Annotated in this window: 15 protein-coding genes and 1 pseudogene; 8 read left to right on the top strand and 8 right to left on the bottom strand. The window is 44.3% G+C overall.

Annotated elements, in window-relative coordinates; all coding sequences use genetic code 11:
- Nucleotides 1-111: 111 nt before the first annotated feature.
- From AC1DV1_RS12695 to AC1DV1_RS12675, 5 genes and pseudogenes are all read left to right on the top strand, one after another.
- The gene (locus AC1DV1_RS12695) at nucleotides 112-4,314 is read left to right on the top strand and encodes a hybrid sensor histidine kinase/response regulator (protein WP_477359639.1); all 4,203 of its coding nucleotides are present in this window, start codon (nucleotides 112-114) and stop codon (nucleotides 4,312-4,314) included.
- A gap of 36 nt (nucleotides 4,315-4,350) precedes the next feature.
- Entirely contained in the window at nucleotides 4,351-5,133 is a 783-nt protein-coding gene (locus AC1DV1_RS12690; RefSeq protein WP_477359636.1) for an NIPSNAP family protein, read from the top strand.
- Between the two features lie 120 nt (nucleotides 5,134-5,253).
- Nucleotides 5,254-7,266, top strand: a pseudogene (locus tag AC1DV1_RS12685) (PAS domain-containing protein); the annotation flags it as partial.
- 69 nt (nucleotides 7,267-7,335) lie between these two features.
- On the top strand, nucleotides 7,336-7,956 hold the full coding sequence (locus AC1DV1_RS12680; RefSeq protein ID WP_477359734.1) for a sensor histidine kinase: 621 nt from the start codon (nucleotides 7,336-7,338) through the stop codon (nucleotides 7,954-7,956).
- Nucleotides 7,957-8,058: 102 nt separating this feature from the next.
- Nucleotides 8,059-8,397, top strand: coding sequence for a response regulator (locus AC1DV1_RS12675; protein ID WP_477359633.1), 339 nt, complete (start codon nucleotides 8,059-8,061; stop codon nucleotides 8,395-8,397).
- Between the two features lie 73 nt (nucleotides 8,398-8,470).
- Here AC1DV1_RS12675 and AC1DV1_RS12670 read toward each other — a convergent pair whose 3' ends face one another.
- From AC1DV1_RS12670 to AC1DV1_RS12635, 8 genes are all read right to left on the bottom strand, one after another.
- Complete coding sequence (locus AC1DV1_RS12670; protein WP_477359630.1) at nucleotides 8,471-10,141, bottom strand: alpha-amylase family protein; 1,671 nt, start codon at nucleotides 10,139-10,141, stop codon at nucleotides 8,471-8,473.
- Between the two features lie 109 nt (nucleotides 10,142-10,250).
- Complete coding sequence (locus tag AC1DV1_RS12665) at nucleotides 10,251-11,549, bottom strand: sensor histidine kinase (RefSeq protein ID WP_477359627.1); 1,299 nt, start codon at nucleotides 11,547-11,549, stop codon at nucleotides 10,251-10,253.
- Nucleotides 11,533-12,906, bottom strand: coding sequence for a sigma-54-dependent transcriptional regulator (locus AC1DV1_RS12660; RefSeq protein WP_477359624.1), 1,374 nt, complete (start codon nucleotides 12,904-12,906; stop codon nucleotides 11,533-11,535). The genes AC1DV1_RS12665 and AC1DV1_RS12660 overlap by 17 nt, the downstream gene beginning before the upstream one ends.
- 75 nt (nucleotides 12,907-12,981) lie before the next feature.
- The gene (locus AC1DV1_RS12655) at nucleotides 12,982-14,169 is read right to left on the bottom strand and encodes an ABC transporter permease (protein ID WP_477359621.1); all 1,188 of its coding nucleotides are present in this window, start codon (nucleotides 14,167-14,169) and stop codon (nucleotides 12,982-12,984) included.
- Between the two features lie 29 nt (nucleotides 14,170-14,198).
- Nucleotides 14,199-15,431, bottom strand: a complete 1,233-nt coding sequence (locus tag AC1DV1_RS12650) for an ABC transporter permease (RefSeq protein ID WP_477359618.1) — start codon at nucleotides 15,429-15,431, stop codon at nucleotides 14,199-14,201.
- A 22-nt stretch (nucleotides 15,432-15,453) separates the two neighbouring features.
- Nucleotides 15,454-16,119: an ABC transporter ATP-binding protein gene (locus AC1DV1_RS12645; protein WP_477359615.1), complete on the bottom strand. Its 666-nt coding sequence runs from the start codon at nucleotides 16,117-16,119 to the stop codon at nucleotides 15,454-15,456.
- A 131-nt stretch (nucleotides 16,120-16,250) separates the two neighbouring features.
- Nucleotides 16,251-17,708, bottom strand: coding sequence for a TolC family protein (locus tag AC1DV1_RS12640; RefSeq protein ID WP_477359612.1), 1,458 nt, complete (start codon nucleotides 17,706-17,708; stop codon nucleotides 16,251-16,253).
- 88 nt (nucleotides 17,709-17,796) lie between these two features.
- Entirely contained in the window at nucleotides 17,797-19,047 is a 1,251-nt protein-coding gene (locus AC1DV1_RS12635; protein ID WP_477359609.1) for an efflux RND transporter periplasmic adaptor subunit, read from the bottom strand.
- Nucleotides 19,048-19,550: 503 nt separating this feature from the next.
- Between AC1DV1_RS12635 and AC1DV1_RS12630 the strand changes: the two genes are divergently transcribed.
- The 3 genes from AC1DV1_RS12630 to AC1DV1_RS12620 all read left to right on the top strand — a co-directional run bounded on the left by AC1DV1_RS12630 (nucleotide 19,551) and on the right by AC1DV1_RS12620 (nucleotide 24,134).
- Nucleotides 19,551-20,861, top strand: coding sequence for a hypothetical protein (locus tag AC1DV1_RS12630; RefSeq protein WP_477359606.1), 1,311 nt, complete (start codon nucleotides 19,551-19,553; stop codon nucleotides 20,859-20,861).
- 6 nt (nucleotides 20,862-20,867) lie between these two features.
- Nucleotides 20,868-21,797, top strand: coding sequence for a nucleoside hydrolase (locus AC1DV1_RS12625; protein ID WP_477359602.1), 930 nt, complete (start codon nucleotides 20,868-20,870; stop codon nucleotides 21,795-21,797).
- A gap of 120 nt (nucleotides 21,798-21,917) precedes the next feature.
- Nucleotides 21,918-24,134, top strand: a complete 2,217-nt coding sequence (locus tag AC1DV1_RS12620; RefSeq protein ID WP_477359599.1) for an outer membrane protein assembly factor BamB family protein — start codon at nucleotides 21,918-21,920, stop codon at nucleotides 24,132-24,134.
- Nucleotides 24,135-24,142: the final 8 nt, after the last annotated feature.

Raw genomic sequence — 24,142 nt, 5'->3', positions numbered from 1 at the left:
TTATTCCATACTGACTTATTAGTATCTAAATAAAAAGCTAAAAACCAGTTATGGTGCCCCCTCACCTTAATTGATTTAATCTAACCAATTAATTATCAATACGCTATCGATTTGAATATTTACAAGTATTTATTTTTAAGTGTACTGCTGCAGCTTTTTGTTTTAGAAAGTTTTTCGCAGCAGGCCAACCTTAAATTTGAGCACTTTGGAACCCGCGAGGGCTTGTCGCAGGTTAACGTGAGTTGTATTATGCAGGATAGTCGCGGTTTTATGTGGATAGGCACACGCGATGGCCTTAACCGTTACGATGGCTACAGCTTTATAAATTACAAATATAGCGCCATCGATAACAACAGCTTAAGCAGTAATGTTGTAACCGATGTGGTTGAAGATAAACAAGGCAATCTTTGGATAGGCACTTCTATCGGGTTAAATAAGTACGATTTCAAATCCGGGCGGTTTTCACGTTATCAGTACGATAATAAAAACGTTAACAGCTTATCATATAATACCATCAATGACCTGGCCATTGATCATGAAGGCAATTTGTGGATAGGGATGCAAAAGGGGGGCCTCGACTTCTTCGATATTAAAAAAAATAAATTTACACATTATCGCCATTCAGAAACCGATAGCACATCATTGAGTAATGATAATGTGGCTATTGTACTGGAAGATTCAAAACACAAACTTTGGGTAGCTACATCAGCCGGGGGATTAAACCTGTTTGATAGAAAGCGTAATTCGTTCAAATCATACCGGCATTCAGATACGGATAACACTTCGATTTCCCAAAATAACGTCACCGCTATTTTTGAAGATAATAGCCAAAGAATTTGGGTAGGTACTATGGATGCCGGTCTTAATTTATTTGACAGCGATGGAGGTACGTTTAAGCACTATCTGCATAGCGATAAACAGGCTGGTACAATAGCCGGCAATACAATCCTGAGCATCGGGATGGATTTGAACAACAACCTTTGGGTAGGATCTGAAAATGCGGGGCTTAGCATCTTCAACTTTCAAATGGGGGCAATCAACACCCACGCTCATGATGATATTGATAAAAACAGCATCAATGGCAATACCATTTACAGCATCTGCCGTGATAGATTAGGCAATATGTGGCTTGGCGCTTTTAGCGGAGGTGTTAACTTGTTTAAGCGCAGTACACAAAGCTTTGATCATTACCGCCACACAGCATCGCCGGCGAGTTTGTCAAATAATTTTGTGCTGTCGCTTTATGAGGATAATGATAAAAATCTTTGGGTAGGCAGCGATGGCGGGGGGATCACCGTTTTTAACAAAAATGGCAGCGTAAAACAATACATCAAGCAACCCGGCGATGAAAATAGTATTTCGGCCAATTATGTGCTCACCATCAACCAGGACCACCAGGGCGACTATTGGATAGGCACATGGTCGGGGGGCATTTCTGTTTTTAATAAAGGCACAGGGAAGTTCAGGCATTATTTAAATGATCCTGCTAACCCCAATAGCTTAAGCAATAACAATATATACGCGCTAATACATACCGGCGACGGCAATGCCTGGATAGGTACCTATAATGGCGGGCTTAACAGGTTTGACAGCAAAACGAAATTGTTTAAAACCTTTAGGTTTGACGCCCATGATGCCGGTAGCGTGAGCAGCGACCGGATATACTCGCTATTTGAAGACAGCAAAGGAAACCTCTGGATTGGTACCTTTGATGGCGGCCTGAATAAATATAACCCTGCAACAAACTCCTTCACGCGGTTTATACACGATGAAAAAACAAACAGCATCAGCAATAACGGTGTCCCGGATATTTTTGAAGATAGCAAGGGGCGGCTATGGATAAGCACCCTGTTAGGCTTAGACCTTTTTGACCCTGTAACCGGGCGCTTTACCGTTTTCAATACCAAAGATGGCCTGCCCAGCGATATTATTTATGCGGTGAGGGAGGATAAAAAAGGGACGCTGTGGGTGAGTACCAACAATGGCCTTTCTAATTTTGACCCTGTTAAACGCACCTTTAAAAATTATACTGTGGAGGATGGGTTGCAGGAAGATGAGTTTAAATCGCATTCGGCATTGCAAACCAACGATGGTAAATTATACTTTGGCGGCATTAACGGGTTTAACGGATTTAAGCCAGGGCAAATTTTAAAGCCCGCGGGCTTTTCGCCCCTCGTAATTACCGATTTTCAGCTGTTTAATAAATCGTTGACGATAGCGCGCAATGCCCAGGATCCCTCGCCGCTTAAGCAGGAAATTGTGGATACTAAATCCATTACATTATCCTATCGTCAGTCGGTAATAACTATGCGTTATGCTGCGCTTGATTATGCATCGGCCGATAAAAATCAGTACAGTTATATCCTGGAAAATTTTGATAAGGAATGGAATAATGTGGGCAGCCGCAATACAGCCTCATATACCAATTTACCTCCCGGGCACTATCAGTTTAAATTAAAATACAAAAACACGGCGGGTAACTGGTCGCCGGTTACACTTGGTTTGCAGATTACCATAGTGCCCCCTTTCTGGTTAACCTGGTGGTTTAAGCTACTGGGACTTTTAGGTATCATCGGCCTGGTTGATGTCTTTTTCAGGTATCGTATTATGTTCGAAAAAAAGCAAAAAGTGGTATTGGAACGTTTGGTTGAAGAACGAACCGATAGCCTGACCAAAATGACCATCGACGAACGGATTTCGCGCGAGGCCGCCGAAAATGCCCGCGAGGAGGCTGAAAAAGCAAAAGAGGATGCTGAAGCTGCCAACAAGGCAAAAAGCGTTTTTCTGGCTACTATGAGCCATGAAATCCGTACGCCTATGAATGGCGTAATTGGCATGGCATCGCTGCTGGCCAGCACGAGCCTTACTCCAGAGCAGGAAGAATATACCGAAACAATAAAAACAAGCGGCGATGCCCTGTTGACGGTGATTAACGACATCCTGGATTTTTCTAAAATCGAATCCGGAAACATGGAAATTGAGGAGGAAGATTTTGATTTGCGCGAATGTATAGAAAGCGTATTGGACGTTTTTGCCGAGAAATCATCGCGCTCGAATCTCGATTTGGTATACCAGGTGCAGCACGATGTACCGGCTCAAATAGTTTCCGATTCGTTACGCTTGCGGCAGATATTGATAAACCTGGTGGGTAACGCTATTAAATTCACCACGCAGGGCGAAGTATTCATCAGCGTATCAATTAAAAGCAACCAGGACGACGTACTAGAATTGCTGTTTAAAGTACGCGATACGGGTATCGGTATTCCCGAGGATAAGATGGAGCGCCTGTTTAAAGCCTTTTCCCAGGTTGATTCAAGCACCACCCGAAAATATGGCGGTTCGGGACTGGGGCTGGCCATTAGCGAAAAGCTTGTTAAAATAATGGGTGGCGAGATCACTGTAAAAAGCGAGGTTGGTATAGGCACAACCTTTGCCTTCAGCATTAAAACAAAAATAGGTAACAAGGCCAAACGCAATTATGTGTACCAGAATCTTGCCGAACTGGAGAATAAGCGCATCATGGTTATTGATGATAATTTAACCAATCGCGAGATTATGGAAACGCTGCTGCGCCAATGGAAATATGAGCCAGTGATGGCATCATCGGGTGCCGAAGCTATTAAACTATTGACGCATGCTGCCGCTGTCGACCTGGTAATAACAGATATGAAGATGCCGGGCATGGATGGCGCACAGGTAGCAAAAGAAATTAAAAAGCAATGGCCGGTATTACCTGTAATCCTGGTAAGCTCGGTAGGTGGCGAGCATCAAAAAAACGAAGCAAACCTATTTGACGCCGTATTGACCAAACCCGTAAAACACCATGTGCTGCACAAATTGGTTACAGAACAATTAAAGAAGCTTACGCCTCAAAAAAAAGATGCACAACTTACCCACTCCCAGTTTTCGGAAGAGTTTGCAAAGCGGTACCCCATGCGTATTTTAATTGCCGAGGATAATGTTATTAACCAACGGCTGGCAATCCATATTTTAAACAAAATGGGATTTACCCCGGACCTGGCCGAGAATGGACATGAGGCAGTTAACGCGTTAATGGCTAAAGATTATGATGTGATACTGATGGATGTGCAAATGCCCGGCATGGATGGGCTTGAGACCACCCGCTTCATACGGCAGAATATGGCCACACAACCACTTATTATAGCCATGACGGCAAATGCACTGCCCGAAGACAGGGCTGCCTGCCTTGAGGCAGGTATGGATGATTATTTGAGCAAACCTATGAAGCTTTTGGATATTATGGATATGCTGGAAAAATGGGGTAAATACATCAATAAAATGCCCGGAAATTAAAAGTTTGAATCTATATTTACGAAATTTTAAGTATTCATGAAAACACAACTTACCCGTACACTTACCTTGGCTTTTGGCTTCCTGCTTTTGGCTTTTAGCTTATCTGCCTCTCCAAAAAGGTATTATTATGAGCTTAAAGTTTACCACTATAAAACAGTGGATCAGGAGGCTAAAATTGAGCATTATTTAAAGGATGCTTATTTGCCGGCGCTGCACAGGGCAGGTATACCCAATGTTGGTGTATTTAAACCCGTAAAACAGGACACTGCGGATAGGCGTATTTATGTTTACACCCCGTTTACCAGCTTAGATAAACTTACAGGTATTGATAAAAAATTACAGGGCGATACCCAATATTTTACCGATGGCGAGGAGTACATGAACGCCGATTATAAAGATGCCCCTTATTCACATATCGAAATTATGATACTGCACGCGTTCCCCGGTATGCCGGCGCCCTCTGTTCCCCTGCTTACAGGTAATAAAGCAGACAGGGTTTACGAACTCAGAAGCTATGAAAGTCCTACAGAAAAATATAACTACAATAAAGTACGCATGTTTAATGACGGCGACGAAATCGGGCTGTTTAAACGCCTTGGTTTTAACGCGGTTTTTTACTCGGAGGTAGTATCGGGCTCGCATATGCCCAACCTGATGTACATGACTACTTTTGAAAATAAAGAAGAAAGAGAAAAGCACTGGGCGGCGTTTGGCAGCGATGCGTACTGGAAAACCCTTTCGGCAAAAGCCGAGTACCAGCACAATGTATCGAAAGCCGATATTTTCTTTCTTTTTCCGACAGACTACTCAGATTATTAATATCCATCCGGCAAACAAAAGGTGCACTATATGGTTGTAAATGGAATTTAATTGCTAATATATTTTTTGTTATAAAAAATTATATTAGTTGTTGGTAAAAATTTACAGCAATTCCGGTTGATGCTACACCATAATTACAAATTTTTAGAAGGCAGTGGCGAAATGGCTACCCTGATCAGGGAGCATGATTGGTCGCAAACATCCATAGGTACGCCTGATAAATGGCCGGTTAGCCTGCTAACAACCATTGGTATAGTTTTAAATTCCCGGTTCCCGATGTTCATGTACTGGGGGCCGGAATTGGTTTGTTTTTATAATGATGCCTATCGCCCCAGTTTAGGTGTAAATGGCAAACATCCACAATTTTTAGGTCAGCCTGCAAAAGTATTCTGGTCTGATATATGGCATGTTCTCGAACCGCTTATTCAGCAGGTATTATCGGGCGGCGGGGCAACCTGGCATGAAGATCAATTGATACCGTTTTACCGTAACGGTACCACCGAAGATATTTATTGGACATTTAGCTACAGCCCTGTTTTAGATGAAACCGGTAATCCGGGCGGCATTATAGTAGCATGTACCGAAACAACCGAAAAGGTGCTTGGCCTAAACCAGATTCGCGAAAGCAAACAGGAATTGGAGTTTGCAATAGATGCAGCCGAATTAGGTACCTGGGACCTTAACCCATATAACAATAAGTTTATAGGCAATAACCGGCTTAAAAGCTGGTTTGGGATTAAGCCCGAAGCCGAAATAGACCTATCCCTGGCCTTGAAGGTAATAGCCGATAAAGACCGCTACAGGGTAGCAAGCGCTATTGAGGAAGCTTTGCAACCATCGTCAGGCGGCAAATATGATACAGAATATACCATTATCCACCCCGAAACAAAAACAGAACGGATAGTAAGGGCCAAAGGAAAAGCACTTTTTGATGAAAATGGTACGGCCGTACGTTTAAACGGCACGCTGCAGGATATAACGGAAGAGGTAGTGGCCCGGATAGAACTTACACGAAGCGAGCAGCAATTTCGGGCTTTGATATTGCAGGCGCCGGTAGCAATAGCCGTATTTAAAGGGCCGCATTTTGTTGTTGAGGTAGCAAACGAGCCCATGTACCAGCTTTGGGGCAGGGGACGCGACCAAATTATGGGGAAGCCCATATTTGAGAGTCTGCCGGAAGCGCAGGGACAAGGTTTAGAAATACTATTGGAAAACGTATACCTCAAGGGCGAAAGATTTGAGGCCCGGGAACACCTGGTAATGCTGCCGCGTAATGGAAAGGTTGAGGTAACCTACATTAATTTTTTTTATGAGCCATTGCGCGATAACAACGGTATAACTGGTGTAATTGGTGTGGCTTCGGAAGTTACAGAACAGGTAATTGCCAAGCGTAAGATTGAAGACGCCGAGGAGCGGGCCCGGCTTGCCCTTGATGCGGCCGAGATGGGCAGTTTTGACTATAACCTGGTCACAAAGCAAATTATAGGGTCGGATCGCCTTAATGCGATATTTGGGTTGCAAGGAGTTCCTGAGCATGAGGATTATTTGAGAAAGCTTAAAGCAGATGATCAACAGGTAAGGCTTAGGGCATTTGAAGAAGCCTTAAAAACAKGCCACCTGTATTATGAAAGCAGGCTAATTTGGGATGACGGCAGCGTTCGCTGGATTCAAACGGAAGGCAAGGTTTATTTTGATGAAGATAACAAGCCAGTGCGTTTGCTGGGTACAGTGCTTGATGTAACCCAGGAAAAAGAATATAGCGAGGAGTTGTTGAAAATTAACCAGCGCCTGGAGATTGCTTTGGAAGCTGGTAGGTTGGGGTCATATGAACTGGTTATAGATACAGGTTTAATGACCTGCACAGCACAATTTAAAGCCAATTATGGTTTAAATAACGAAGCTGAGTTTGAGTTTGAAGATCTTATTACTTTAATTCTGCCTCAATACCGCGATGGCGTTAAACAAAAGATGGATGATGCCATTACAAATCATAATGTATACAATATAGAATACCAGGTGCAATGGCCCGATGGATCAACTCATTGGATAAATGCATCGGGCAAGGCCAGGTATGACGAAGTTGGCCGTGCTACAATTATGGTAGGGGTTACTTTTGACATTACTGAGCAAAAACTGCTGCAACAGCAAAAAGACGAATTTATTGGCATTGCCAGTCATGAACTCAAAACGCCGGTAACCAGTATTAAAGCTTATACGCAGGTGCTTGAGCGCATGCTGACTCAAAAAGGTGATACGCGTGAAGCCGCGATGATTGGTAAAATGGACGCCCAGTTAAACCGTCTCACCAGCCTTATTGCCGATTTGCTTGATGTTACCAAAATAAACTCGGGCAGGCTGCAATTTAACTATACCTGGTTTGATTTTAATCAATTGATAGCCGAAGTTGTAGAGGATTTACAACGCACTACACAAAAACATACACTTATTGAAGATATGCAGCAAACAGGAAAAGTGTATGCCGATCGTGAAAGGGTAAGCCAGGTATTGGTCAATTTAATTACCAATGCTATCAAATACTCGCCTCACACTAAGGAAATTATTATTAGTACACGAAAAGAAAATGACGAGGTGTTAGTGGGCGTACAGGATTTTGGCATTGGTATCTCCAAAGAAAAACAAGAGCGGGTTTTTGAGCAATTTTATCGCGTTAGCGGCGTAAAACAGCATACTTTCCCCGGTTTGGGGCTTGGTTTATACATATCTTCAGAAATTATAAAACGTGAGGGTGGTCGTATTTGGGTTAATAGTGCAGAGGGTAAAGGCTCTACTTTTTATTTTGCCCTTCCGGTGCAAAAAAGTTAAAATGATTGTAAGTGAAATTTAATAAGAAATATTCCTAAAACTGCTAACGTAGGCTTGATTTTTGCTATGAAAATTGTATAAGTGGGAAATTTAAAAAAAATCATGATAGCGGACGATGATCCGGCTATTGTGGACGCGGTAGAGATTATACTGGATTTTGAAGGATACGAGGTTTCGTCGACCGTTAATGGTGCTACGGTGTTGGATATGAAAACAGAATTTCCCGACTTACTTTTGCTTGATATATGGATGTCTGGCTCAGATGGCCGCGATATTTGCCGCGAACTTAAACACCGGTTGGATACCAGGGCAATTCCCATTATTATGATATCTGCCAGCCGCGATATCGAACGTTCTGCGTACGAAGCAGGTGCCGATGATTTCCTGGCCAAACCCTTTGAAATTGATGACCTTTTGGGGAAAATAAAGCGACTGTTATAAGTAAAAATTCCTCTATTAACAGGCGGTACATCGTACTATTAACAGAGGATACAGGTATCTGCAATATTATTGGTTAAGTCCAATCAAAATCCACTACTTTTCCGTCGAGTTTCCATTTTTGAGGTAGCATCGTTTCCATCCAATCTATAGGTTCACCCAATGGGAGCACTTTGGCTGCACTGGAAAAAGCATTTTTAACGGCAGCCTTTTGTTCGGCGCCCATAGCTTCCGGTTGGCCAGATACAAATAGGGGCGCACCACTACCGGCCAATAATTCCAGCCATTGCTTATTGCGGCCCCATGCTATTTTAGTAGTTATACCTACGCAATCACCATCTACAGCATAGAATTTATTGTGCTGCGGCAGGCGGAAAGCAAGTGTGTTTACGCCCATTTTGCGAGTGCGCTCCCATTCGTTACCGCTGGTGTCATCGCCTATGCGGCACATCTCGAAAATGCCCGCGCTTAAATGGCTCATGGTGTTACAGCCTATTACATATATTCCATCGCCTGCTGCTTCGCGAATATCGCGGTACAAATCAAGAATGATTTCGGCTGTAGTTTTACTCCGGTCGTGATAATTCCAGTTGGGCGCCGTAATGCTGTCTTTCATGTCAAACCCCCAACGGCCTGTGATATCGTAAGTGGTAAAGTCGTGTTTAACCATCTCGTATCCCCATTGCTTGTAAAAGGTAAAATTGCGCTTAATACGCTCCCGGTTTTCGGGGATGGTAGGGTCGAGCGTAGGGTTTTTAGGATCGTCCCGGCCGGGAATTTTTGGTGCAAGCAAGCTCGTCTTTTCATCATGGCGGGCACATAACGGACGCATCCATAAACCCGGACGCATGCCCAGTTTCTTAATCTCGTCACCTAACAGGTGCATGTCCTTAAATTTATCGTTTGGCTTGCTAAAATCATCGTTCCAGCCGCCATCTCCCGGCAATAGGGGCGAATATGTTGCCCAGCCCGCGTCAATTACCGAAAATGGTTTGTTATTGGTATCGGTAACCAGCTCGCTCATCATGGCGGTGGTTTGTTTTATCAGGTCGAAATTGTTGTTGCCATAGGCAAAATACCAATCGTTGATGCCATAAATAGGTTGTTTGGGTAGTCGCGGTTTTTCGCACATCATACCACAAAAGCGATGATCGGTATGAAAAGCGTTTTCGCCCGGTTTGCTGTGTGTGGTTACAATATCAGCCGCATGCAGGGTTCTGTTACCCAGCAATACACCATTGCCGCCCGAGTGTGTATCCAGGTTAAGGTCAAGGTTGTTTTGGTCCAATCCCCACCAGCAAATACTGCCCGCACCGGTTTTTACACCAAAGCAGGCAGTTTGTTTCCCGTCATTTATTAATATATACCATGGGCTTTTACTTCCGTCAAAGCCAGATTTCCATTTTAAGTCGCCATAGGAGCGTTCCCAATGGTCGCCAAGGTATTTTGCCGATGATGGCGTATTGTGTTTCCAGCGCAACCTAATGGCGTTTAACTGTTGTGTTGGCGACTGTACGTAGGTGGCTTTAGCATTGCCGTTAGTTTTAATGATTACCTCGATATCCTTATAAGTGAATTTTGTACCGTTGATGCCTTTTAGCTTAACCCATTCTTCACCGGATTGCGCCCAAACCTCGTCAGGTGCATTCATAGTTGCTGTTTGGGCTGATGTAGCATAAGTTAGGCGGCTAAACAATACGGCGGCGCCGGTTGTTGCCGTCAGTTTCAGGAAATTTCGTCTTTGCATAATAATGTTCTGAATTGGATGTACAACATTACTAAAAGCATTTAGTGATTTAAAATGAAATGTTGCAATTTATTGATACTAAAACGACTAAAGCCAGTTTTTATGAGCGCTAAAACCAAATGGAAAACTCGGTTTGCCCCGCAGCCACAGTTTTTAAACTAAATTCAAAACCATGGTTCAGGAGTATCTCGCGTGTTAAAGTAAGCCCTATACCTTGTCCGTCTTTTTTTGTGCTGAAGAATGGCGAAAACAGATTGTTGTTTTGTTCGGCGGTGATGCCCTTGCCCGTATCGGTAACGATGAGTTTCCGCTCCTTGGAAATGAGTGCGAATTTTACCAGGCCTTCATCTTCAATAGCTTCAATGGCATTTTTAACGATATTTATAAGCGCCTGCTCTAACTGTTGCTCATCAGCCATGATGCTTAAGGCTTCATCAGGCAGGTTAAATTCAAATTCGACGCCTTTTCCTTTGGCTTTTGCCTGCATAAGGACGGTTACCGACCGAACAAGTTTTTGAAGTAAAACAGGCTGTTTATTGGCAGGCGGAAGCTTCACTAAGTCGGCAAAGTTGCGCATAAACAGGTTGAGGTTTTGGTTGCGGTCCATGGCTATCTGTAAGGCATCTTTCAGGCTATCAAACTCGTGGCCGGCCCATAACTGGTCTGTTTTCATGGCCGATTGCATGATGGAATTTACCGGCCCGATGGTGTTGTTCACTTCGTGTGCCATCATCCGGATAACTTTGCCGTATACCTTTTTCTCGGCCGCCAATATCTCGGCAGTTAAATCCTCTATCATAATAAAATGGCGGGAAAAACCGCGGTCAACAAAGTGCGATTTCTGAAGTTTGAAGGAATTTATCCCGTCTGGTTTTACCACTGCGGTTTCGCCGGATTTAAGCAATCTCATCTGCACAAATAGCGGATGATCCAGCTCATAAATGGAATTACCTTGTAACTTATCATCCGGTATCGCCAATAATTGCAGGGCTTTTGGGTTTATTTGCTGAATGCGATCATCAAAATCCAATATAACGATGCCGGTAGGCGAGGTATAAATCAGTTTTTCCAAAAAGAAATGTTGCTGTTCCTGCCTTGTACGTTCTGTTCTTAACTCGTCCATCATATGATTATATACATCAATTAATGTATCAACCTCGTGCCTGCCGGTTGATAAAAATTTCACGTTAAAATCCTTGTCTTTTATAGCATCAAGCCCCTGCATCAATAATTTTAAAGGGTTTATGAGTTGGCGGTAAAGCTGTACCGATACTATTACAGAAATTAGTACAAATACCTCAGAGGCGATGAAGTAAACCTTGTTTTGCTCAAAAATGAAATAAGTGAGCACCAGTGTTACCAGGTGCAGTGTTACAACAAATAAAACATATTTAGTCCTCAGCTTCATCGTATGGTATCTGGTATTTATCAAGCCGGCGGTAAAGCGCACTCCGCGTGAGCCCAAGGGCTGCCGCTGCCCGGCTTATTTTGTTTTTGTGGTGGTCCATGGCACGTTTTATCATCTCCACCTCCACCTCTTCCAAAGTTAGGGTACCTACGCCGGGTAATTGCATGTTTCCTTTTTTTACAGGCGATAATTCCAACTGCGACCGGAAATCGTCAATACCCAGCTCGTCTTTCCGGCTTACCAGTATTGATCGCTCTACCAGGTTTTTAAGCTGCCTGATATTGCCGGGCAATGGCAGTTGCTGCAACCACTTCATGGCGGCGGCAGATACCGATAATTGGGGCCGGTTGTAGATATCTTTTAGGTTATTAATAAAAAAATCGACCAGTAGGGGTATATCCTTCGGCCGCTCGCGCAGGGCGGGCAGGTAAACGGTGATCAGGTTGATGCGGTATAACAAATCCTCACGAAAAGTACCGCGCGATACCATTTCGTTAAGGTTTTTATTGGTGGCGCAAACCACCCGCGTATCTAATGTTTTGGTACGGCTGCTTCCCAGCATTTCGTAAGTACGGTCCTGCAATACCCTTAACAGCTTTACCTGGCTGCTGGCGTCCAGGTCGCCAATTTCGTCTAAAAATATGGTTCCCTTGTGCGCCATTTCAAAACGACCAATGCGGTCAAAACGGGCATCAGTAAAAGCCCCCCGGATATGGCCAAACATTTCGCTTTCAAACAACGAAGTAGAGATACCACCAAGATTAACTTTGATAAATGGTTTATTGCGGCGCAGGCTGTTTTGATGGATGGCTTCGGCTATCAGCTCCTTGCCGGTGCCGCTTTCGCCCATAATCAGTATCGATGCATCTGTGGTTGCCACCCGGCCTATGGTTTCCAGGATATCCAACATTTGAGGGTCCTGGCCAATAATGCTTTGAAAATGGTAGCTTTTATCTAATTGTTTACGGGTATGGTGCTCTGTTTTTTTATCCTTTAAATCTAACAGTGTTTTAACGGTTTGTATAAGGTGTTCGTTATTCCAGGGTTTATTGATAAAATCGTTGGCGCCCAGTTTCATGCCTTGTACGGCAAGTTGGATGCTGCCCCAACCTGTAATTAATATTACTGGTATAGCGCTGTTAAGCTGCTTTATGTTTTCAAGCAGGCTCATCCCTTCACGGCCCGATGTATCAATAGAAAAATTAAGGTCGAGAATAATCAGTTCAGGATTTTTTTTCTTTATGATCTTTATAGCCTCGGCGGGCTCTTCGGCGCTCACAGCATCATAACCCTCGCTTTTGAGTAATAGCAAAAGCGAGGTGCGTACAGCAATATCATCATCAATAACCAGTATCATAATTGCAGGTCAATATCGTAATTAGTTAAAGGTATTGAGTGGTGAGTTTTGAGTTATTTTTATGATGCCCATATGCTATTCTTCGTGTAAAGCAACAGCGGGATAAATGGCCGCCGCCTGCCTGCCCGGGTATAACGAACATAAAAATACCAGCAGGTAAATAAATATGATTGAAAACAGGATAGCCACCAGGTAAATCCCTGCCGAAAGATCAAACACGTTGAGCAACGGGAATTGTATAGCAAAAAACGACCCAATGATAAGTGAGAAGGTAGCCAGTATCATTGATTCCATAATGAGTTGGTTAGATACCGAGCTACCGGTGGCGCCAACCGCCCGGCGTAAACCAATTTCGCCACGGCGTTTATTAATGTTGTACCAAAGCACTCCAAACAGCCCAAGCGCCACATTAATAACTAAAAAACAGCCTACAATACTTAGCACGATCATGGGTACTAAAGTAAAATAATTGATATCCTTCCGTTTGTTTACCAGGTGCTCAATCTCCACGTTTGAATTTTTCATGTAGTTGGCCAGGGTTTTATACAATCGGGCTTCAAAGGCCGCGTTAGCGGCAGGCGTAACCTGTATCATTATTTTACCAAGCCACCTAAACGTACCGGTATCAATTCTGTGGTATACGGCATCGCCCGCAGCCGCATAGTCGCCTTTGGCTTTAATGGCCTGTATTACGCCCACAACTCTTTTCTTATTTTTGCCATCTTCACTCTCATCAATGATTTTTCCTATCGCTTCGCCTTTGCCAAACAGCTTCTCACGCAATTCGTTATTGATAACTACGGATGGTATTTTGGTAGCCATATCGTTTTTATTAAACCAACGGCCTTCCAGTAACTGCCCGTTTAAAGTTTTCAGATAGCTATCCTCGGCATTATACATATTTACATTGCTGTAGTTGTGTTTGTTATAACCCGCCAGTCCTGTCCAGGTGTTTGCCGAAAACGGGACATTGTCGCTGCAAAAGCTGATTTCGCTTATCTCGGGCATCGCCTTGATGGAATTACGCAATGTTTCGTAATAAGTATCCAGCGAATCGGTGTTTTTTGTTTGCAGGGCGTTATTGTAACTAACAACCCATACGTTTTGGTAATTCATCCCCATTGGCTTCTTATAATTGTTATAGTAATAAACCAACAGGCTAAATACCGCGAATAGCACCAGGAACGAGAATAGCATCTCGGACATCAGTAAAAAGTTTTGCTTCTTTTTATTCCAGATGAGTTTAAATAAATGCTTAAACATAATATCTTAATTTAAAGGGTGAATAATTGTTATGAAGCTTTTAGTGCCGTTACCACATTTAGTTTTGACATGCGCCAGGCAGGGTAAACACCCGATAGTAAGCCAAACAGGAAACAAATAAGCAGACCAATTGCCAAAACAGTAAAATTGATGGATAATACCAGGTTAGGGATAAGGTTCATGCCATTTAATACCTGGATGGCTATGAAGGATAATATTACCCCGATGAAACCTCCTAATAGCGTAAGGATAATATTTTCGACGATGAACTGGTAAACCAACGTGACCGATGACGCCCCGAAGGCCTTGCGTACGCCAATCTCTGACGAGCGCTCCATAATACGGGTGATATTGATGTTGACCAGGTTAAGCGTTGGCAGCAACATTACCAGTAAGGCAAATATGCCAATGGTTGTTAATACGATCATAACCCCCGATGTATTTTCGTTGCCGGTATCAACGTAGCTTACAATATAAGGATCGGCATGGCTGAATATTTTATCAAATTCCTTGCTTTCCATTGGTAACCGGGCAACCATACTTTGATATTCATCATGCATACGGGCTACATCGGCGGTTGATTTTGCCAGCAGTACGCCAAAGAAACCACCGCGGTAACTTTTGTCTTTACGCACATCAGATTTTGATACGGTATAAGGCAGATAGATGTCGCCATAGGTCATGTAGCTGGTTATAGGTACATTTTTTACCACGCCGGTTACCCTGTATTTTACGTTATCGGCCTCGAAGTACTTGCCTACAACCGAGGGTACATCGCCGAAGTATTGCTGTTTCATATCCTCTGATATGATCACTACTTTATCGGCATTATCAACCTGTTGTTTATTGAAAGCCTTGCCCTCAATAAAATCGTATTCCATAATATCCCAGTAGGCATCGTTGGTGTATTTATAGTTTACAGCAATCTTTTTATTGTTAACATAGGTATTTGTCCCGCTGAATATGGAGGAAATCCCCACCTTAACCGGCGTTTTTAAACTACCCGCATAATGGCTCAAAAAATAGTACGATAAAGGACCCGAGCTTTGCCCGCCGGTTTTGTTTACCTCCTGCATTCTTGAAACGTATAGTGAGCGGTCGCGTTTTCTGTCGGGATAGCTGTCGCCGGCAATTTTATCTATAAAGGCGGTAAGTACAAGCAGTATGGTAAGGGTAAAGCTGATACCAAACAAGCTGATGAAGGTGAAAAACTTCCTTCGTCTTAACACCGCAATGGCTATTTTAAAATAATTTTTAAGCATGATTGATTGTTTAAGCGGTTAATTACTGAACTTGCGAACCATCAAACAGGCGTACCAAACGGTGCGTTTTGTGGGCCATATTTTCATCATGTGTAACCATTACAATGGTGGTACCCTCGTTACGGTTAAGGTTAATGAGGATGTCCATAATCTCGTTACCCATGGCGCTATCCAGGTTACCGGTTGGCTCATCGGCCAAAATAATATCAGGCCTGCCCACAATCGCCCTGGCTATGGCTACACGTTGGCGTTGCCCGCCCGATAGCTGGGTAGGGAAGTGTTTGATGCGGTTGGCCAAACCAACTTTTTCCAATGCTTCGGTTGCCAATGTGCGGCGTTCTTTTGCCGTGGTATCGCGGTACAGTAGGGGTAGCTCTACGTTGTCAAGCACCTGCAAATCGTTAATCAGGTGATAGCTTTGAAAAATAAAGCCCAGCGTTTTATTGCGAAACTGCGCCAGCTGTTTATCGTTTAGGTTGGCAGTTGTTTTATCGGCAATTTTAATATCTCCTTTTGATGGCGCATCCAGCAGGCCCATAATGTTAAGCAACGTGCTTTTGCCGCAGCCCGATGGCCCCATGATTGATAAAAATTCGCCCTTGGCAACGTCAAGGCTTATGCTGTTCAGGGCCAGGGTTTCTATAGTGTCGGTACGATACACTTTTTCGATGTTTTGTAAACGGATCATATTGGTGAGTTGTGAATGGTGAATAGTGAGTGGTTGGTTAATTATTGAATTATTGAATGACTGAATTATTGAATTTGTATTTTTTAATTATTGAAGCGACGAGTTTTTTGAATTTTTACTTTTGACTTTCTCTACTGGTAGTTGATTTTCCTGTTGGTTTCAAAATCATATAACGATAGGTAGCGTAACTGGTAGTAAGCGCCCCAGAAATCGCGGAGCGATGCCACATAGTCCCGTTTGGCCTGGTCATTTTCGCGGAAGGCTATGCCAAGGTCGGTGATGCTCAGGTCGCCTAAAACGTAGCGTTCGCGGGCTATCTGGTACTTTTCAGAGGCTATACTGTCGGCCTCGGCGGTGTATACCAGCTGTTCTTTCATTACATTAAAAAGCGATACCTGGGTTATAATTTGCTGTTTAAAAGTTTGCTTGTCTTGTTCAACCGCATACTCGGTAAACTGCTGGTTGGCCAGGGCCGTTTTGGTGCGGGATTTAGAGCGACCCCAATCCAAAATCGGCACTGCTAACTGAACCTGTAACACCTGCTGGTTTTGCGGGTTTTTATAAACCCCCGGTATACTGCTTGATGTATTTGAGTAACCCAAATTGGCATTCAATGTAGCGGTTAAACCATTCTGGCCTTTTGCTTTTGCCACATCCCGCTTAGCCTCGGCCACGCGGCGTAAAAACGCAATGGCATCCGATCGGTTGGAGAACGCCTCGGCCAAAACTTTATCTGCCGATACCTGCATCTGGCTTATCTGTTCGGGAACTACCAGTACAATTTTCTCTTCGCCTTCCTGCCCGGTATAGCTGCGCAGGTTAAGGGTGGCAATTTCCATGTCGCGTTTGGCGGTGCCTACGGCCTTTTTGGCGTTTATTTGTTCCAGTTGCAATTGCAGTATTTCGTTTTTTGAAACTTTGCCCAGTTCAAATTTTGTATTGGCAATGCTCATGATTTTTTGGGTATTAGCATAATTGGTTTCGGCTATTTTAAGGTTAACCTGGGCCAGTAGTAAATCGAAAAAGAAACCTTCTACATCTATGGCTATTTTTTCCTGTGCTTCAATGTAGGCCTGCTTACTCTCGTTATATTTTAAAGGCTCAATGCGTTTATCCCACTTTAAACTATTAAACTGAAATAGGGGCTGGGTATACCCGATGCCATAGGGGATGCCATTGTAAAGCACGTTATGCCTGTCGAAATCATCAAAACGCTGCAATTGCGTGGTTCCGTAAATCGTTCCGCCGGTGGCGGTAATGCTCTGGCTAAAATTAAGCGCCAGCGACGAGTTATCGTTATGTATCGGCTGAAACTGTATGGTGCCGTCGGGTTGTTGTACCTGGGTAAACGTTTTGGTATATCCCGGTAAAATGCCGCTGAGTGATAGCTGCGGCTGGTAATTTGATTTATAGGTGCGGTATTCCCAGTATTTTGTTTCGCGCACCGTAGCAGCCTGCTTGGCAGCTATGGAGTTGGCCTTAGCCATCTCAACCACCTGCTGCAGGGTTAGCCGAAGCGTATCGCTACTGCCCGCGGCAAATGCCCGTGAAACAATGGTTAGTAATAATATGGTGTATAAAAATTTCATTTGCTTCAATTGTTAATAGTCGACAAAGGGCTACTGCTAAGTCTCTGGTTGGACGGGGCTTTAAAAGTCTCCCCCTTCAGGGGGAGATTTAGAGGGGGCTTATCGTTACTTCCTTTGAGTTCTTAAACTCGGTCATATCTGATGTAATGACCACATCCCCGGGTTTAACACCATCCTCAATCTCCACATAGTCAAAATTGGTAAGGCCAATGTGAACGGTGCGCCGTTCGGCTTTGCCATTGTTAATTACAAAAATGTCCTGTACGGTCGGGCCTTTAAATGCCGGGCCGTTGGCTACCCGCATTATCTTGCTGTGGGTGGCAGTTACCAAAAACACATCCACTTTCATATTTGGGCGAAGTTGTTTGTTGGCACGGTCATCCAGCTGGATATCGAAGGATATTATGCTGTTTTGTATCGATGGCGAAACATTGGTAACATGCCCGCGCAGTTGCGTATCGTTAATACGGATAATTACCGGAATTCCGCTGTGCAGTTGGTCCATCGAATTATCCGATATACTGCCCGATACTTTAAAGCTGCCCAGGTTGGCAATACGGGCAAGGGTTTCGCCCTCATGCACGTTGGCGCCTATGTTTTTGTTTACATAGGTAATAACACCTGTGCGGGTAGCCACCACATTGGCCAGTGCAAGCTTGCGTTGCAGGGCCTTCAAATCGTTTTCCTGTATGGCGGCAGCAATCTGGGCCTCTTTAATCTCTATCTGCATGGTTTGCTGCTTGTTTTTAATCTCGTTTTCCAGCTGCTTTTTTTCCAGTTGGGCAACTTTAAGATTAAGTTCGGCCTGTTCAATCCCCTCGCGGGTGCCGCCGCCCGCTTTAAACAGGCGTTTGGCATTTTCAACGGCATCGGCCAGGCTGCTGATACGCAGTTGCTTAATGTCGTTGTTGGACTGGATATCGTAAAAGCTTTTAGCAAGGTCAAGTTTTAGTTTAGCAATCTCATTCCGTTTTGATTCGAGGGTGAAGTTTAGCTTATCAAATTCTGTTTGGGTGGCCGATTTATCTAAGGTTAATATAGACTGGCCCGGAGTAATTTTATTTCCCGCGTCCATCAGCGCACTTTTGATAGATGCATTTATCGGGCTGGTGATGATCTCCTCAAACTCGGGCAAAACCTCGCCGGTAGCGTTAAGGGTATTTTCTATATTGCCAACTTCTACGGTGGCGGTAGTAATCTCTGCTTTTTTTACCGATGATTTGATGAATCCCCGAAGAGCAACAATCAGCAGTACTAATACCGTGATACTGATCACTACAATCACCGCGCCTTTTCTTCTTTTTTGCGATGTTACCTCGAGCGTAATTTCCTTATCCATTGTGCTATAATTTGCACAGGGTTTTGCAAGAGGTATACCAATATTAAAGTGCTCGTTATTAGTATTTTATGTAATTTTTATTTTGAAAAAGTGTTCGGTATCGGACAGGTTTTTCGATTTTGGACGGGGCGGAGTTGTCTGAACTCGAATTAAACGAATTAAAGAATTAACAGAATTTAAAAGCAAATTCGGGAAATTCTAAAAATTCGTTTAATTCGAGTTCAGAAAAATGCGTTAGGGACAAAAGCGGATACCCGCTTCGCGGATAAGGCCTGTGCAGTATGAGCGGTTGGCCCGGGCCGCAGGCAACGCTAAAAAGAGAGTCAAGACTCAAGAATTAAGACTTTTGAAAGGACAGTCGATAACATATAGGTTGCCGAAATACACTATCTTCATTCTGCTAATTCAAAAATCCTGTAAATTCTGATTCAGACAAACATTCCTTCTGTAAACAATGTAATTATTATCTTGTTCCACATTTACATCGAACCGGATACTTGACTATGAAGAAAATACTGCTCTATTTACCCCTGTTTTTTATGTTATCATGCGGACATGGACCGGCACAGCTGGACGAGAATAAGAAACTTAACACCCTTGCTACTGAATATGTTAGGCTTGGCCTTAACATTGGACAGTATGATACTGATTTTGTGGATGCCTATTACGGCCCCGACTCGTTAAAGCCAAAATTGCCGCCTGCAAAAGAGTTTCCGAAGGATAGTTTGCTGGCCAATACTAATATTTTGATGAACGAGTTGAAAATAATTTCGACCAATGCGCAAGTTGACAGTAATAAAATGCGGGCAGATTGGATGATCAATCAACTGGTGGCATTTGGCCGGCGCATCAGGATCTACTCGGGTGAGGAGCGGCCCTTTGATGAAGAGTCGAAAGAACTTTTCGGCGTATCGGCGCCTGTATATGACGAGGATCATTTTAAAGCGCAGATAGCTTTGCTGGATAGTATTTTGCCGGGCAAAGGCAGGGTAAGCGAGCGTTTTCAAAAACTGGCCAATAAATTCATTATCCCAAGGGACAAATTAGACCCCGTTATTAAGGCCGCAATTGCCGAAGCCCGCAAACGTACACTGGCGCATTATGGCTTACCGGCCGGCGAGGCTTTTACGCTGGAATATGTAACCGATAAGCCCTGGAGCGGCTACAACTGGTATAAAGGTAATTATAAAAGCACGGTGCAAATTAATACCGACCTGAAGATTTTTATTGACCGCGCCATTGATGTAGGGAGCCACGAAAGTTATCCGGGCCATCATGTATACAATATGCTGTTGGAGAAACACCTGTATCATGATAAAGGCTGGGTAGAGATTTCGCTTTACCCATTGTTTAGTCCGCAAAGTTTAATAGCCGAAGGGAGCGCCAATTATGGTATTGAGGTGGCATTCCCCGGCGAGGATAAAGTGAAATTCGCCAAAAATGTATTGCTGCCCCTGGCCGGTTTAGACACCGCCGGTATTGACCTGTATTTTAAAGCACTGGCCATTAAAGGCAATTTGAATTATGCCCGCAATGAGGCGGCAAGAGGTTTGGTAAACAATACGATGTCGAGAGATAAAGCCACCACTTACCTCACTAAATATTGCCTGATGAATGACGAGACAGCGGCCAAATCCATCAGCTTTATAAAAAAATACCGCAGCTATGTTATCAACTATAACTACGGACAAGACCTGGTAAAAAATTATATCGAAAAAAATGGCGGTACTGCTAAAAATCCTGCAAAACGATGGGAGCTTTTTGGTAACTTGCTGAGCAATGAGGTCGGCCCCGACCAGTTGCTCCAAAAGTAAACCGCTATGTTTAAAAAAGTTGTCCCTGTTTGCCTTGCGGCTATATTATTAGCCAGTTGCTGCTATGCGCAAAAACGAATAGTTTGGCTTGATTCTGATACGGCCAATGAGATGGACGATTTGTACGCCCTTACTTACCTGCTTAAAGATGCAGGTGTAAACGTAGTTGGCCTAAGTTCGGCCCATTTTAATAATGCTGATATGCTTGTTGGCGAAAAATGGCATTATTACCCTACCAAAAACATCAATACGGTACAGCTAAGCCAGGATTTAAACGAGGAGATGTTGAAACTTATGGGCCGCACCGATATACCGCACCCGTTGGGCGGCCGCGGAACCATAGGCCACGCCTGGGGCGGCAAAGAACTGGTGCTTTCGGCAGCCGAAAAGGGTATTATAGCTACCGTACATCAGCTTAAAGCGGGCGAAAAGCTGGATGTTTTGTGCATAGGCGCGGCATCAAACCTGGCATCGGCTATACAGGCCGATACCTCCATTATCCCGCACATAAGAGTGTACCTGCTGGCTGCCCGCTATTTTAGCGACCGCAAGGTTTGGGACAAAAGCGAATTTAATGTGCGTAACGATCTGAACGCCTTCGATCTGCTGCTGAACTGCAAAGGCTTGGACTTAACAATTATGCCCATTAATACCGCTATTGCCTTAAAATTCGACCGTACGGTTTGCCGCGATAATTTAAAAAATAAGGGCAAATTAGGGCAGCTGTTGTATAACCGCTGGGATTTTGTAGAAGCCGGCCAAACCTGGATTATGTGGGACCTTGCCCTGGTAATGGCCTACCTTGATCCTGCCAAGGCCGAAAAGATAAGCGCACCCGTGCCGCCAGAAAACGACGCACGCGAGATATCGGTTTACAAAACCGTTGATGCGACTAAAATGCAGGCCGATTTTTGGAATAGAATGGCAGGGAAGTAAGGACAAAAACATTCGGTTGAGTCTTCGCTGCCCTGCGATTCACGTAACACCCTTCAGTGCTTCGCAAAGTTTTACAGCTCAGCATGCCCATTATAATAATACCATTAACCCATTATAGCAATGAAGTCCCGATTTTTGATAGCCCTTTTAATTGCAACCTGCACTTATGTGTCGTGTAAAAATCCAAAGCCCAGCCATAACGTAAAACCAGGGCGGCCAAATAGTGGCTGGGGCACCTACGCGGGATCAAAAGAAGGCAACAGGTATTCATCAAATGAAGAAATTAATTTAGCTAATGTAAGCAAGCTAAAAGAGATTTGGCGATACAGCACTAACGATAAAGACTCGGCCAACCGCAGCCAAAATCAGTGTAACCCCATTATGGTTGATGGTATTTTATATGGCACCAGCCCCAAATTAAAGTTGTTTGCATTGGATGCGGCAACGGGCGAACAAAAATGGCTTTTTGACCCGGCCAAGGCCGACACCACCAACAACGGCGACCCGATGGCTTACTACAAAGTGAGCAGGGGAGTTATTTACTGGCAAAACAAGAGTGGCGGCGAAAAACGGCTGTTTTACAGCGTTGGTGCCAAAACTTTTGCCATCGACGCCGAAACCGGCAGCCCCATTATGACCTTTGGAAAAAACGGTTACCTGGACCTGACGAAAAATCTCGACAGGGATACCAAATCATTTGTGGCCGGTACAACGCCGGGTGTAGTTTATAAAGATTTGCTGATAGTTGGTACGCGTGTAGCCGAATCGGCAGATGCCGCGCCGGGTCACGTTAGGGCTTACGATGTGCGGACAGGGAAATTACGCTGGATTTTTCATACCATACCCCATCCCGGCGAGGCTGGTTACGAAACGTGGATGGATACAGCCGCATATAAAAAGTTCGGTGGGGCTAATAGCTGGTCGGGAATGGCGCTGGATGAAAAGCGGGGGCTGGTTTATATCCCCACAGGTTCCGTCGGCGGCGATTTTTATGGCGGTTTCCGTAAAGGGCAAAATCTGTTTGCCAACTCGCTATTGGCTTTAGATGCTGCTACCGGCAAGCTTAAGTGGCATTTCCAGGTGGTACATCATGACCTGTGGGACAGGGACTTGCCGGCCAACCCCAATTTGGTGACTATTACGCACGATGGTAAAAAGATTGACGCGGTAGCCCAGATAACCAAACATGGCTATATTTTTATGTTCGACAGGACAAACGGAAAGCCAGTTTTCCCGATAGTGGAAACCCCTGTGCCAACCAAGGGATTGCCCGGCGAGGCACCATGGCCAACACAGCCAATTCCGACGTTGCCGCAGCCTTTTGCCCGGCAAATATTTAATCCCGAAGATGTTACCGACCGCACACCCGAGGCGCACAAAGAAATGCTGGATAAATATAACCAGGTTAAAAACCGCATTATGTTTACACCGCCAAGCAAACAAGGCGGCTGGATATTTCCTGGTTTTGACGGCGGAGGTGAGTGGGGTGGCGCCGCGGTTGATATACAAACCAATATCATGTACATCAGCTGTTCTGAAATGCCCTGGGCGCAGGTGATGATTGATGTGCCTAAAGCGACAAGCGATGGCACGCTGGCCGGCAACGGACAGGTTATTTACAATAAAAACTGCATAGGCTGCCATGGCCCCCAACTGAAGGGCAACGGGTCGTCGTATCCTTCATTGGTCAACATTGGCAAAAAATATAAGGAGGATCAGTTGAGCCAGATTATAGCCAGCGGCCGAAATATGATGCCGTCTTTTAAACAGATAACACCCGAAGATAAAAAAGCGTTGCTGGCGTTCCTCCTTAAACTACCCGATGCCAGGGCAAATAAAGCATTGGCCAAAGAACCAACCGGGGACCGCACCGCAGCAACCAAAACTGAGAAGAAAATGGTTGACGAAATACCATACACCATGACGGGTTACAACCGCTTTTTGGATAAGGATGGTTACCCGGGCATTAAACCGCCATGGGGTACGCTTAACGCGGTTGACCTTACCACCGGCAAGCTGCTTTGGAAGGTACCGGTGGGCGAATATCCGGAACTGAAGAAAAAAGGCATCCCCGTTACCGGTACCGAATTATACGGTGGCCCGTTGGTAACTAAAGGCGGGCTTGTATTTGTAGCAGCCACCAAGGACGAAAAGATTCATGCTTTTGATAAAAAAACAGGCAAAATGGTTTGGGAGGCCCAACTGCCCGCCGCCGGGTACGCAACACCTGCCACCTATGCAATAGATGGAAAACAATATGTGGTTATAGCTTGCGGCGGTGGCAAAATTGGTAGTAAATCGGGCGATGAGTATGTTTGTTTTGGGTTGGGGGAGTAAAGGCGAGG

The sequence above is a fragment of the Mucilaginibacter sp. P4_D1 genome (genome assembly GCF_056401935.1).
Note: the sequence above shows the minus strand (reverse complement) of the source record. Positions and strands in the feature narration are given on the sequence as shown.